At 60.6% G+C, this 12,121-nt stretch carries 13 protein-coding genes and 2 pseudogenes; 12 read left to right on the top strand and 3 right to left on the bottom strand.

Annotated features, from left to right (window positions below):
• Positions 1–177: 177 nt before the first annotated feature.
• A pseudogene (locus EN786_RS33410) lies at positions 178–1,187 on the bottom strand (IS256 family transposase); the annotation flags it as partial.
• Between the two features lie 72 nt (positions 1,188–1,259).
• Between EN786_RS33410 and tnpB (EN786_RS39000) the strand changes: the two are divergent.
• Together tnpB (EN786_RS39000) and EN786_RS33420 are read left to right on the top strand one after the other, a co-directional pair.
• Positions 1,260–1,502 carry an IS66 family insertion sequence element accessory protein TnpB gene (tnpB, locus tag EN786_RS39000; protein ID WP_281405026.1) on the top strand — a complete coding sequence of 81 codons (243 nt, stop codon included), beginning with the start codon at positions 1,260–1,262 and terminating at the stop codon, positions 1,500–1,502.
• A 28-nt stretch (positions 1,503–1,530) separates the two neighbouring features.
• Positions 1,531–2,155 (top strand): annotated as a pseudogene (locus tag EN786_RS33420) (IS66 family transposase zinc-finger binding domain-containing protein); the annotation flags it as partial.
• Positions 2,156–2,579: 424 nt separating this feature from the next.
• On the opposite strand, the gene EN786_RS39005 reads toward EN786_RS33420, so the two are convergent.
• Together EN786_RS39005 and EN786_RS39010 are read right to left on the bottom strand one after the other, a co-directional pair.
• Positions 2,580–2,780: a transposase gene (locus EN786_RS39005; RefSeq protein WP_245493459.1), complete on the bottom strand. Its 201-nt coding sequence runs from the start codon at positions 2,778–2,780 to the stop codon at positions 2,580–2,582.
• Entirely contained in the window at positions 2,777–3,301 is a 525-nt protein-coding gene (locus EN786_RS39010) for a transposase (protein ID WP_245493458.1), read from the bottom strand. The genes EN786_RS39005 and EN786_RS39010 overlap by 4 nt, the downstream gene beginning before the upstream one ends.
• Before the next feature lie 850 nt (positions 3,302–4,151).
• On the opposite strand from EN786_RS39010, the gene EN786_RS33435 reads away from it, so the two are divergent.
• From EN786_RS33435 to EN786_RS33480, 10 genes are all read left to right on the top strand, one after another.
• Positions 4,152–5,942: a CocE/NonD family hydrolase gene (locus tag EN786_RS33435; RefSeq protein ID WP_128161157.1), complete on the top strand. Its 1,791-nt coding sequence runs from the start codon at positions 4,152–4,154 to the stop codon at positions 5,940–5,942.
• Positions 5,943–6,963: 1,021 nt separating this feature from the next.
• Positions 6,964–7,386 carry a DUF4158 domain-containing protein gene (locus EN786_RS33440; RefSeq protein ID WP_128346663.1) on the top strand — a complete coding sequence of 141 codons (423 nt, stop codon included), beginning with the start codon at positions 6,964–6,966 and terminating at the stop codon, positions 7,384–7,386.
• Between the two features lie 48 nt (positions 7,387–7,434).
• Positions 7,435–7,761: a transposase gene (locus EN786_RS33445; RefSeq protein ID WP_245493457.1), complete on the top strand. Its 327-nt coding sequence runs from the start codon at positions 7,435–7,437 to the stop codon at positions 7,759–7,761.
• Entirely contained in the window at positions 7,758–7,976 is a 219-nt protein-coding gene (gene tnpB / locus EN786_RS33450) for an IS66 family insertion sequence element accessory protein TnpB (RefSeq protein ID WP_210214573.1), read from the top strand. The genes EN786_RS33445 and tnpB (EN786_RS33450) overlap by 4 nt, the downstream gene beginning before the upstream one ends.
• A gap of 23 nt (positions 7,977–7,999) precedes the next feature.
• The gene (gene tnpB, locus EN786_RS33455) at positions 8,000–8,239 is read left to right on the top strand and encodes an IS66 family insertion sequence element accessory protein TnpB (RefSeq protein ID WP_210238916.1); all 240 of its coding nucleotides are present in this window, start codon (positions 8,000–8,002) and stop codon (positions 8,237–8,239) included.
• Between the two features lie 46 nt (positions 8,240–8,285).
• A complete protein-coding gene (locus EN786_RS33460; RefSeq protein ID WP_135909644.1) occupies positions 8,286–8,591 on the top strand; it encodes a hypothetical protein in 306 nt (101 codons plus the stop codon).
• Positions 8,588–8,932: an IS66 family insertion sequence element accessory protein TnpB gene (gene tnpB / locus EN786_RS33465; RefSeq protein ID WP_126102165.1), complete on the top strand. Its 345-nt coding sequence runs from the start codon at positions 8,588–8,590 to the stop codon at positions 8,930–8,932. Before EN786_RS33460 ends, tnpB (EN786_RS33465) begins: the two co-directional genes overlap by 4 nt.
• Before the next feature lie 194 nt (positions 8,933–9,126).
• On the top strand, positions 9,127–9,645 hold the full coding sequence (locus EN786_RS33470; RefSeq protein ID WP_135909646.1) for a transposase: 519 nt from the start codon (positions 9,127–9,129) through the stop codon (positions 9,643–9,645).
• Positions 9,642–9,986, top strand: coding sequence for an IS66 family insertion sequence element accessory protein TnpB (gene tnpB, locus EN786_RS33475; RefSeq protein ID WP_126102181.1), 345 nt, complete (start codon positions 9,642–9,644; stop codon positions 9,984–9,986). The genes EN786_RS33470 and tnpB (EN786_RS33475) overlap by 4 nt, the downstream gene beginning before the upstream one ends.
• A 44-nt stretch (positions 9,987–10,030) precedes the next feature.
• On the top strand, positions 10,031–11,767 hold the full coding sequence (locus EN786_RS33480) for an IS66 family transposase (protein ID WP_128347052.1): 1,737 nt from the start codon (positions 10,031–10,033) through the stop codon (positions 11,765–11,767).
• Positions 11,768–12,121 lie beyond the last annotated feature (354 nt).

Here is a 12,121-nt window from a genome sequence, read left to right on the forward strand (position 1 = left end):
GGTATTTCCAGTTGCGCCAGCCCTCGGTGCACCTTGCACCCCCGATCGTCGGAGCATGCCGCCGTACTCGGGTCGGTCAAGGCCCAAGCCTTGCGGTGGCCGCGTAAAACGCGGCCAGCCTTGACTGCCCCTGCGCGCGGCGGCTGTGAAATGGGCGGTCGGGACGGAAGAACACCAGTAGTCGTAGAACGCCAGCAACGTCTCGCGATCCTTCGTCAGGCAGTCGACCGCCTTGTCGTACTTCACGCCGTATTTCTCGGTGAACACATCGATCGCCATTTCGGCTGCTGACCGTGTCGGCGCGCCGTAAATCTCGCGCAAATCCGTCTTCATGTTGACCTGCACCGAGAGCGGCACCTTGTTCAGGACGTTGGCTGTCTTGTGCACCCAGCAGCGTTGGTGCCTGGTGCCGGGAAACACTTCGTCGAGCGCCTTCCAGAAGCCAAGCGCGCCGTCGCCCACGGCAAGATCAGGCGTGATTTGCAGGCCACGACGCTTCACGTCGACCAGCAGCTCGCGCCAGCTCTGTGCGCTCTCACGAATGCCGGTCTGGAAGCCGAGCAGCTCTTTCTTGCCCTCGGGCGTGGCGCCGATCAGCACCAGCATGCATTCGGCATGGTCTTCCATCCGCGCCTGCAGATAGACCCCGTCCGCCCACACATAAACATAGCGGCGTGCCGAAAGATCCCGCTTTTGCCAACGATCGTATTCGGTGGTCCACTGTGCCGTCAGCCGCGTGATCACCGAGGGTGAGAGGTTCGGCGCCTCCTTGCCGAGCAGGGCTGCCAGAGCGTCCTGAAAGTCGCCCGTCGAAACCCCGCGCAGGTAAAGAACGGGAAGCAGCGCGTCCAGACTTCGCGTCCGCCGCGCCCATTTGGGCAGGATCGATGAGGAAACCGGACCCGGTCCGCTTCACCGTTCGCGCCGCGGTCCCGGATCTTCACCCGGCTGACGGGCACCGGCCCGATCCCCGTCTGGATCATCCGCTCCGGGCCGCGACCATGCCGGACCAGACGCTCACGTCCGTCCGGCAGCGTCAGATCCTTCATCTCGGCAAGAAACGCTTCGGCTTCAATCTCGATCGCCTGCGCCAGCAATTTGCGCGCGCCGCTGCGAAGCACATCCGTCAGGGGATCATCGATTTCGTCGGGCTGACGAAGGCGAACAATGTTGATAGTTTCGTTCATGGCGTATCGCTCTCCCTAAGAGGTTTCTGGCAGGCTTCATCTCCTGGTTCAGGAGGCGATGGCATTCGATCCATTTACTCCCCGGCGGCTTATGCGTTCTGCAATCGCCGTCGCGACCGCATGAAGCTCTTGTTCTTCGATCGGCCTGGCTTTGTGCCGGTCCCGAAACGGCTGACCGAAGGCAAGTTCCGATGGCCCCGCCGCCAACAGACGGTCGTCACGCTGACGACCGAGCAATTGCAGTGGATTCTCGACGGCATCGATATCGGTGCAATGGTTCGCCATCCGGTGCGGCAACATCAGGTTGCCGGCTGACCCGGTATGCTTTCGATTCAAGATTCTGATGAATCGGACAGGCGAACCGGCTGTTGAGGAGTTGATGGCGCGTATTGCTGCGCTGCAGGCGCCGAACCGTCAACTCACCGAATGCGTCTTCAAACTTGAGGAAGACTGGCGCTTGCGCGACTGCATCGTTTTGCGCCGCGCAGCGAAAAGCGAAAAGCACGTTGACGCATCTTCAATGAAGCCGAACAGGCTGCTGATGAGGATGAAGCCGACAACGAAGATAGCGATGTCGACGACCTTCCGGACATAGCGTTGCCACCGTCGAAAGCGCGACAGGAAAGAAACGCGGACGCAGACCGCCGCCGGAAAACCTGCCGCGCGAGCGCGTTGAATATGATCTTCCCGACGATCACAAGGCCTGTCCTTGCTGTCGTGGCCGGATGCATCGCATGGGTGAGACCGTTACCGAGCAACTTCATGTCGAGGTGAAGGCAAAGGTTTTGAATGTGCGGTTCAAAGGTTCAGATTGCTCGTCGCAATTGCGACCGCACCGGGATCAACACGCCGATCGTGACCGCGCCTATGCCGACGCAGCCCTTGCCGGGAAGCATCGCCACGGCCTCGACGCTGGCCTTCGCGCTCGTTCACAATACGTCGACGGCACACCGCCCTACCGTCTGGCATAGGCCTTTGAGGGCTGTGTCCCTGTTGATTCTCTAATCGCCATTCGTCAATGGGCTCCTTTCTCCTCGCTGATGCAGCGCTTGCCGGGCTCAGGGTTCTCTCCGGGGTCGATCAAGGGATCGCCGCATGTTTGCGTTGGAACGGGCGGGTCGAAGTGGTGTTCGCGGTTCCGTGGGACCGCATGCCAGGGAGCGACCTCATCCGCGCAGCGTCCCGGCAAGGACGCATCTCGGGAACTGGGCTTGGACCGGAAGCGAAAGCTCCTCGTCAGGCTGCAGCAGCGGCGTAGCGGAAGGGCTCGTTCGTCTTCCACATGGAGTGGAGGATGACGGCGAGCTTGCGCGCCACCGCGACCTTCGCCTTCTTGAAGCCGGCGCCCTTGGCGATCCGCAGGCCCCAGGCCTTCAGGGAAGAGAAGCCAACCTATCGCGTCAGGATGACGTTGGCCGCCTCGTAGAGGTGGGTTCGCGTCAGCCTGTCGCCACGCTTCGAGACGTGGCCGTTTCGACTGACCTCGCCGGATTCATAGCGTCTAGGCGTGAGGCCAAGATAGGCGCCGGCGCTGGAGGATCGGCGGAAGCGGGAAGCATCGTCATAGGTCGAGGCGACCGACAGCGCGATCACGGCGCGCCGACCCCGGAAGCGGTCATGATCAGCCGGGCCATGGCATTCTGCTTCGCGGCAGCGCGGACGCGCGCATCGAGAACCTTGATCCGCTCAATGATGGATCTGCGGGCCTCCATCATCGTCTCGACGATTGCCTTGATCTCAGGCGCGGCCGCCAGTTCGCCGGAGACGATCTCCTCCGCACGGCGGGCAAAGCCGCCCACCTTCTTCCCGAACATGATGCCGAAGGTCTTCAAGAGCCCGCGGATCTCGTTCTCGATCTTGCCGCGGATGCCGACCAGGAGATCGCGTGCTGACAGCAGCGCCCGCACGACATAGGCGCCGTGGCTCTTGATGCGGACTTCCCTGAACCATCCGGTTCGCACAATCTGGGCCAGACCGGCCGCGTCATGACGATCCGTCTTGTTCGGCATCATGGACAGGGCTGCACTTGCGTGGCGCGCATCGAGACACACGATCGGCAGTCCGCGCTTCGTCAGTTCATTCCAGAGCCAGACCGTCAGCGGTCCGGTCTCCATGCCGATCCTCTCGATCTCTTCAGCCTACCCGGCCAACAACTCCGCGATGGCATCAGGATCGGTTGGAACCTTTCCCTCCGAGTTTCCGACCGCTCCCGTCGACCACGCAGATGGCGGTCTGTTCCATTGAGACATCTAGGGCTGCATACTTCGTCACGGCAGTTCTCCTTCTCGCGCTGCGGCGCTGACCGATTCATCGACATGGTCAGGTTGGGGAACTGCCGCCCGGAATGCGAGAGGCCCCACCCGCGACTACGCTAGGTGGTGTAGGAGGCCGCGCGCGGAGCCGGTCTCCTCGAGAGGAGCGCCGCTCGATCACGCTTGCCATTACTGCGCCGGACAAAACACCGCGCCGGTTCGCGAGTCGGTATCCTGCAACTGAATGGTCCGTAGCTCCCCGTTGCGAATGCCTGTGGTGGCGAGCAGCAACAGGACGGCTCGATCACTTGACGGTACGACATACCTGGTATATCAAGATGGGCCGCTAATCCTAAGCTCGATAAAAGTCAACAACGGGAGGTGTTGTATCTGTCAGAAATGAGCTTTGCGCAGGGCGACCTAGTGCGCAGGAGTGAGCTCGCTCCTGGGAATTGATCCAAGCTGCGATCGATCAACTTGAGGTCAGCCCTCCGGTTCTCAACGCAGTCTGGACCGCCGGTTCGAGCCCCGGCGCCGTGCCGTTCCTGAAGAAGCTCTGAACTCAGGCCGGCGTCCCGCAAGATGAAGGGCAACATCGTACAAGCGGCTTCACTACACCCCTGACCCGGAGACCCGCCAGGCGCCCTTCTGGGGGAAGCGGGTCGATCACGGTCAGTGTCGCTAACACAACAAAAGGACGAGGAGGTATATCATGGTCGGCACTGTCAATGGGCTCACGGAGCAGGACGTCCATCGTGAACACGGCTACGTACAAATGAGTGACGGGGCTCGCTTAGCGTATGTCGTCTGGCGGCCACGCAGAGAAGGCCGCTATCCGGTGTTGTTTCAGTATGCAGCCTACGAGGACGGCGCCCTAACTTTTGCAATGGCGAAAGAGTATTTGGAAGCGGGTTATGCGCTGATTGGCGCAAATATTCGCGGTAGCGGATGCTCCGAAGGAGAGAATTTCATTCCGTTTTCGTCAAACGAAGGTCCCGACGGCGCTCAGATCGTGGAATGGGCTGGAGAGCAGCCGTGGAGTACAGGTAATGTCGGCATGATCGGAAATTCATACAGTGCCGGCGTGCAATGGCTTGTCGGTGCGGAGCGTCCGCCGCACTTAAAGGCTTTATCTATCGCTGGTAGTTCGCTCAGCATGTATCGTGACTGGTTAATGGTGGGCGGCATGTTCCATCAGTACGCCATCGGACAGTGGGGCCTAGTAGATCAGGAGTGTTCGGCTCGGATCGGTGCTGAAAGACGCATCAAGGAGTGGGGCGACAAGGAATGTGAACTGACCCTCGCAAGATACAAGCCGAACGGCTTGTATGACCAAGCGCGACAACACCCATTACAGGATGACTGGTGGGAGCGAACCGGGGTGAGTAGAGAGCGCGCGGCTCCGCTTATAACTGTACCAACGATGCTCATAGCAGGGCTACAGGACGAGTACTCAAACCCGGCCTCAGCAGGCCGAGCTTTTGCACATCTGTTGCCCAAAGTGGCGCATAAGAAATTGATTTATATCAATGGCGGGCACAGTGCCGTGGAACAAGCACCGGTTGTTAACGAAAGAATACGCTGGATGGACCACTGGGTAAAAGGTGTCGATAACGGCGTTGACAAGGAAGCGCCGGTGACGGTTTTTTGGGAGACACGCCTACCGTGCGCAGAATTCAGTCGCGACTACAACATTTCGAGAGAGCAATTCAGCCGTGCTGTGCCGGGGTGGACCACAACGTACGCAGACTGGCCCGTGCCGAATCTGCAGCGAACCACATTTTATCTGACCGGCGATGCGAAGCTGAGCCCCACACAACCCGTTGCTCGCCCTGATCAGGGGGTGCGGAACTATCTGTATCCCACAGGAACGGAACTTGTTGGATCGAATACGCAGTTTGGCCTGACACCGGTATCTAGCGGCACGCTGCATTATCGGACTGATCCGATGACCGAGGACACGGCTCTGCTAGGGAATCCTGAAATCGTGCTCAATTTCAGCTCGGAACAGACAGACACAGACTTCATGGTGACCGTCAAAGACATCGATCCCGAAGGCAACACGTTGTATCTGACGCGAGGTTTTCTGCGTGCGTCGATGCGCGAGATCGACTCGGCACGTTCATGGTCCGATGAGATCAACCAGTCCTATCGCAAAGTGGAGATGCTTGAGCCGGGGAAGATTTACGAGGCAAGATTCTCTTTGTGGACAATCGGTCATGTCGTACGGGAAGGACATCGGTTGGAATTGTCCATATTAGCCCCCAGCGAGATCCCGTCGCCCCTGTTGGGGGCCGCGCCGGTCGGCGCGCCGTCCGTCAATAAAGTCTATCACTCGCCGCAATTTCCTTCTAGGCTGGTGTTGCCGATTGTGCCGGGAGAGAAGGCGCAGGCACCGACGCCCGCATGCGGTACGTTGTGGAACCAGCCATGCCGGAAGCCTCCATCATTGCCGGAGGGCTGGAACAGCGGAGGTTTCGTCAGGTCAGCTTCACCTAAATAATCGGTCATGCAATAAGAGGCAATGCTCATTCTCATGTAGACGGCCCGCGCCTCGCAAGCGGCTCGGTCGCATTTGACCGTCGGCCAAGATAGCATCGGCGATGTGGGGTCCGAACAGTGGCGCGACGACCTATCGAGGCCGAAGAGTGCTACGGAGTGCCTCGCATCTTGGATCGATCGATCACACTACGCGGGAGAGTTGGAGAGTTTGGCAGCCTCCCGTGTGGGCCATCGCCAAAGCAGTTTACACTCTGCAACCAATCCAGTCGGAACTTGGATGCGTCCGGGGGAGCCAGCATATAGCGCCGAGATTCAGGGCGTGCTTACGATCCCGAGCAAGCACGCGCCCAGCGCCCCCAATGCTGTGTCCCAGGGACCATGATGCACGGCAGCACCCAACGCTGCGCCTTTGGGCGCGCAGGTCCTCGATCAGAACCCGCATGCGCGGCGATAGCCGGGCATCGGCCTCCTCGGCTGCGGCGCGGCAATCAATCAAAGTGAGTTACCGGGCTAATGCCTTCGACCTTGCCGGCGACATCCCTTGTACCGGCCGATCCGACTCTCGACCGGTTCCTGTCTGACCTGCGGGCGGCTTGGAAGGAAGGCGAGATCCCTCCAACTGCGCAAGCCAAGCCGAAGCAAAAACGGGACCGTCGGCGACCGGATCCCTTCGCCCTCGTCAGCAACGAACTGAAAGCGTGGTTTGACGAAGAGCCCTGGCGGACGAGCCGCGAATTCCTACAGCGTCTGCAGGCGGAGCGTCCGAGACATATCCGGATTACTGCTGCGCACGTTACAGCGCTTGAAGATTTGGCCAAAGGAAAAGGCGCACGCAATGGTGTTCGGCGCGATGGGAGCGGACAATCGAGCCGATGACGACCAGATCCGGAGGCCAGTCGTGGAGAACACTATGGCCCAGTGACCTCATAGCTGTTGAAAAACGACAACGAAAGGAACATCCCAGCAACTCCGGCCGACGGCCTGGGTAGGATGGCGCTAACGACTCGAACGAGGGCGCGCCGATGGACCGGACTTGGAGCAGACAGGAACTCGCGGAACATTGGAGCCTTGGGTTTGAAGAGCTGGCGCGGATCGAGGCCAAATCGGAGGCTTTGCGGCTCGGCTTCGCGGCGCAGTTGAAATTCTACCAGCTGGCGGGACGGTTTCCGGCATCGGCGGCAGAGATTCCCGATGCGGCAGGATGCTACCTTGGCGATCAGCTTGGGCGCCCTGCAGCGGAACTGATCGATTATGATTGGTCAGGCCGGAATGGTCAGCGCCACCGCGCGGAAATCCAGGACTTTCTTGGGATCCGCGCGCTTGAAGGTAAGCGGTGCACCAAGGCACCTTGCAATAGGCCGATGAACATGGAGCTTTCGCGCCATGACATTGGAACATGCAGAGGGCGATGTGGTCGCCGAGGACAGCGGCGCCGCGGCGGCTGAAGATGGTGCAGCGATGCCCGGCCGCGCGCGGCAACGGAGGCTGTGGAGTTGCGCCAGAAGCGCGCGTTGGTCGACCTTGCGAGCGCGGCGGGGTCGTCGGTGACCGAGGTCGCGCAAGCGTTCGGCGTAGCTCCTTCGCAGCTCTATGCCTGGCGCAAGCAGATGGCCGGCGGCGAGCTCGATGTCGACCAGGCGGTGGCAACCTTCGCGCGGATCGAGGTGAGCGATCTGCCCGAGGTCGAACGCGCCGTCGCCGATTGCCCGGACCCGGCCGGCAGGATTGTCGTGGCCTTTCCGAGCGGCGCGCGATTGCGGATTGACGGGACCGTCGATCCGACAGCGTTGCGTATCGTCCTGGCGGAGTTGACCAGGTGATCACGGTGGTGCCGACCGACCGGATTTACCTGTGCTGCGGCGCGACCGACATGCGTCGCGGGATCAACAGCCTGGCGCGAATGGTGCAGCAGGTGCTCGCGCTCAATCCGCACACCGGCGAGCACGCCCGCGGCTGTGCCGCTGCCGACGGGTGCGGGCCGACAGCGGAAGCGCCGCTCCTGGACGGTCGAGAAGAAGCTGGCGATCGTGCGTGAGGTGCGGGAGATTAAGTGGACGCTTGGCGAATGAAGTATCTGGCTATGGAGCAGCTGTCGAGGATGGAAGCGCGATCTTCTGCTTCCGTGGACGCAAGGGTCATATCATCAAGATTCTGGCGCATGACGACCAGGGGTTCTGCCTGTTCACAAAGCGGCTTACCGACGGCTGTTTTGCCTGGCCCGCCACCAAGGATCAGGTCGTCGTTTCGCTGTACGCATACGCTGAAGGCCGCCTACTGACGCGTACCTTGAGGCGGTAGTGTCCGCTCCGGTGATCCGGTGGCGGTTGTGGCGCGGCGTCACGATATGAACGCCAACCACTTGCACATCTGGATGAAGCAAGCCCGGGAACGGAAATTGGGTGACCGATCCGAGACACCGATCACCTTCATTGACATGGGTGTTGTCGGTCACAGTCTGCACGATGTAGAGGCTGAAGAGCCGGCTCCTGCGCGATCGCACTCCGAAGTACCGGCTACGACCAGCCAAGCGGTGTCTAGCGGCGGCCGGATGGAAATCGTCGGGGCCAACGGCCGGCGTGTGATTGTTGACCGCACTGTCGACGTAAGTGTCCTGATGCGGGTCTTGCAGGGACTGGAAATGCTGCGATGATCCCGACAGAAGGTGTGCGTGTGTGGCTTGCCACTGGCTACACCGACATGAGATGTGGCTTTCCATCGCTGGCGCTACGGGTGCAGGAGGTCCTCAAACATAATCCTCTTGGGGGCAACCTGTTTTGCTTCAGGGGGAAACGCGGAAATTTGTTGAAGGTCATCTGGCATGATGGCCAAGGAGCATGCCTGTTCACAAAAAGACTCGAGCGCGGCCGCTTCATCTGGCCGACAGTTGAGGGCGGAGTTGTGACAGTATCTCCTGCGCAACTGAGTTATCTCTTGTCTGGGATAGACTGGCGCAATCCTCAGGAAACGTGGCGTCCGACGCGCGTCGGATAGCACTTTTTAGTTGAAAATACAATGGAATGTGATTCAATCGGCACATGACTTCGAAGCCGGTTGATCTTCCCTCGGATCTTGCCAGCGCCTATGTGGCGCTGCTGGCCGAGCGGTATCCGTACGGCAACGGCCGCCTACTAATGGGTATTTTGAGGCGATAGTGTCCGCTAACGATTAAGTGGACGCTAGCGGCAATGAAGTACCTGGCCATGGAGAAGCCGTCGACGGCGGAATTGGGTGAGACCGCAGTTGTGCAGTTGCCGGCGGGTGGAGGCCGAAAGCGCGGACGTAAGCGAATGCGCCGTTCCTGGACGGTCGAGCAGAAGCTGGCGATCGTGCGTGAGGTGCAGGAGACCGGTGATCCGGTGGCGGTTGTGGCTCGGCGTCAGGACATGAACGCGAACCACTTGCACATCTGGATGAAGCAAGCCCGTGAAGGGAAGCTGGTTGGCCGATCCAACCTGTTTTGCGAGACCTCGCCGACCGCCTTCATCGACCTGGGTGTGATCAGTCCCGGCGTGCAGGATGTAGAGCCGGGAGCACCCGCTGCTGCCCGATCGCGCTGTGAAGTTCCGGCCACGACCGGCCAGGTGATGTTTACCGGTGGCCTGATGGAGATTGTCGCAGCCAACGGCCGGCGCGTGACCGTTGACCGGACTGTCGACGTAAGTGTCCTGATGAGGATCGTGCAGGGACTGGAAGAGATCCCATGATCCCGACGGAAGGCGTACGCGTGTGGCTTGCCACGGGCTACACCGATATGAGGTGTGGCTTCCCCTCGCTTGCGCTACGGGTGCAGGAGGTGCTCAAACATAATCCGCTGGGCGGCAATTTGTTCTGCTTCCGAGGGAAGCGTGGAAATTTGCTGAAGTGTATTTGGCATGATGGCCAAGGGGCATGCCTGTTCACAAAAAGACTCGAACGAGGAAGATTCATATGGCCTTCAGTTGAAGGCGGAGCCGTAACAATATCTCCGGCACAGTTAAGTTACCTTTTGTCGGGGATAGATTGGCGTAACCCTCAAGAAACATGGCGACCAGCTCGTGTTGGATAGCATTTTTTAGTTGATATTATGCGGGAATCTGATTCAATGGCTTCGTGACTTCGAAGCCTGTTGATCTCCCTGCGGACCTTGCCGGTGCCTACATGGCGCTGCTGGCTGCGCATGAGGCGCTGCAGGCTGAGCGCGATGTCGCCATCGCGGATGCGGCCAATGCGCAGGCCGAAGCTGCCAACTGGCAGACGCAGGCGACCAACTGGCAGGCTGAAGCCGCGACCGTGCAGGCGAAGCTGTCGGATACCGAGGCGCGGATTGCGCGTCTTGAGCTGCGCATCGAGAAGCTGAAACGCGAACTGTACGGGCAGCGCTCCGAGCGAACCCGGCGACTGATCGAGCAACTGGAACTGGAGCTCGAGGAACTCGTCACCGCGGCAAGCGAGGACGAGCTTGCCGCGGCCGCCGCGGCGGCAAAGACCCAGAAGGTGCGCGCCTTCGAGCGCAAGCGGCCGGTGCGCAAGCCCTGGCCCGATGACATCGAGCGCGAGCGCGTCGTCATCGCCGCTCCGTCGGCCTGCGGTCGCTGCGGTGGATCGCGGCTGGTCAAGCTCGGCGAGGACGTGACCGAGACGCTGGAGGAGACCCCGCGTCGGTTCAAGCTGATCGAGACCGTGCGTGAGAAATTTACGTGCCGAGAGTGCGAAGCGATCACCCAGCCGGCGGCGCCGTTTTATGCTACGCCGCGAGGCTTCATCGGTCCCCAACTGCTGGCGACGATCCTGTTCGACAAGTTCGGCATGCACATCCCGCTCAACCGCCAGAGCACGCGCTTCAAGTGCGAGGGGATCGACATGCCGATCTCGACGCTGGCCGATCAGGTTGGTCATGGAACCTTTGCCCTCATGCCGGTCTTCAAGCTGATCGAGGCTCATGTGTTTGCGGCCGAGCGCCTTCATGGTGACGACACAACCATCCGTGTCCTGGCAAAGAGCAAATGCACAACGGGTCGCATCTGGACTTATGTGCGCCACGATCAGCCCTTCGGCGGCGCCGCGCCGCCGGCGGCGGTCTATTACGCCTCGAGCGACCGACGAGGTGAGCACCCACAAAAACATCTGGCCCGGTTCGGCGGCATCCTGCAGGTCGACTGTTATAGCGGCTTCAATCCGCTCTTCGATCCGAAGCGGAGAGAGCTGCCGATCACGCCCGCATTCTGTTTTGCGCATGCGCGCAGGGGATTCTTCGAACTGGCCGACGTCGAGAAAAATGCCCGCGAGGGCAAGAGGAATGGCAAACCGATCTCCCCGACGGCGCTGGAGGCGGTCAAGCGCATCGACGCGCTCTTCGACATCGAGCGCGCCATCAACGGCAAGACAGCCGCCGAGCGGCGTGCGGTGCGGCAGGAAAAGAGCAAGCCGCTCTTCGATGACATGCACGAGTGGTTGCTCCGCGAGCGCGGTACCTTCTCGCGCTCTTCCGATGTCCTCAAGCCGATCAACTACATGCTCTCGCGCTGGGACGACTTTGCCCGCTTCATCGATGACGGCAGAATCTGCCTGACCAACAGTGCCGCAGAAAGGGCATTGAGAGGTGTGGCCCTGGGAAGGCGTGCGTGGACATTTGCCGGGAGCCAGCGCGGCGCCGACCGGGCTGCCGTCATGCTGACATCCATCACCACTTGCCGCCTGAACGACGTCGACCCAAAAGCTTGGCTCGCCGACGTCATCGCACGAATCTCTGATCTGCCAAGTTCCCGCCTGCATGAACTGCTGCCTTGGGAATGGAAAAAGCTGCGCGACGCCGACAAACCGGTCGGTCAGCAGACCGCCGCAGCCTGAATTGATCGCACCACCATAACGCCCACTACTGTCCCGCGCGAGACTTCATTCCGCGGCCTTCACCGTATGCTTTTGGACGGGATCGACTGGCGCCGGCCGAGCAAGATTTATCGACCGCGACTGGCTGGCTGATTTTGCTCGTTTCTTATTGATTTTGTGTCGATTTTGCTTTCGTAACGGAGGTCTTTCGGGTATGTAATTTGGGTGTCGGAACAAGCTCCCTCAGCCGCTGATTTCCTCGCCCGGATCGCGCTTCTGGAGGCGGCCGTTGCTGCCCGTGACACCACCATCGCCGAACGCGATGAGCAGTTGCGCAGAGAGCGCGCCGAGACCGCACTTCGCATCCAGTGCCTG

Source organism: Mesorhizobium sp. M4B.F.Ca.ET.143.01.1.1 (genome assembly GCF_004792275.1).
Classification (GTDB): domain Bacteria; phylum Pseudomonadota; class Alphaproteobacteria; order Rhizobiales; family Rhizobiaceae; genus Mesorhizobium; species Mesorhizobium abyssinicae.

Bases quoted from the DNA above. Each gene is read 5' to 3' on its own strand.
- EN786_RS39010 (WP_245493458.1), bottom strand. From the start codon at position 3,301: ATGGAGACCGGACCGCTGACGGTCTGGCTCTGGAATGAACTGACGAAG.
- EN786_RS33435 (WP_128161157.1), top strand. From the start codon at position 4,152: ATGGTCGGCACTGTCAATGGGCTCACGGAGCAGGACGTCCATCGTGAA.
- EN786_RS33470 (WP_135909646.1), top strand. From the start codon at position 9,127: ATGAAGTACCTGGCCATGGAGAAGCCGTCGACGGCGGAATTGGGTGAG.
- tnpB (WP_126102181.1), top strand. From the start codon at position 9,642: ATGATCCCGACGGAAGGCGTACGCGTGTGGCTTGCCACGGGCTACACC.
- EN786_RS33440 (WP_128346663.1), top strand. From the start codon at position 6,964: ATGGACCGGACTTGGAGCAGACAGGAACTCGCGGAACATTGGAGCCTT.
- tnpB (WP_126102165.1), top strand. From the start codon at position 8,588: ATGATCCCGACAGAAGGTGTGCGTGTGTGGCTTGCCACTGGCTACACC.
- EN786_RS33460 (WP_135909644.1), top strand. From the start codon at position 8,286: ATGAACGCCAACCACTTGCACATCTGGATGAAGCAAGCCCGGGAACGG.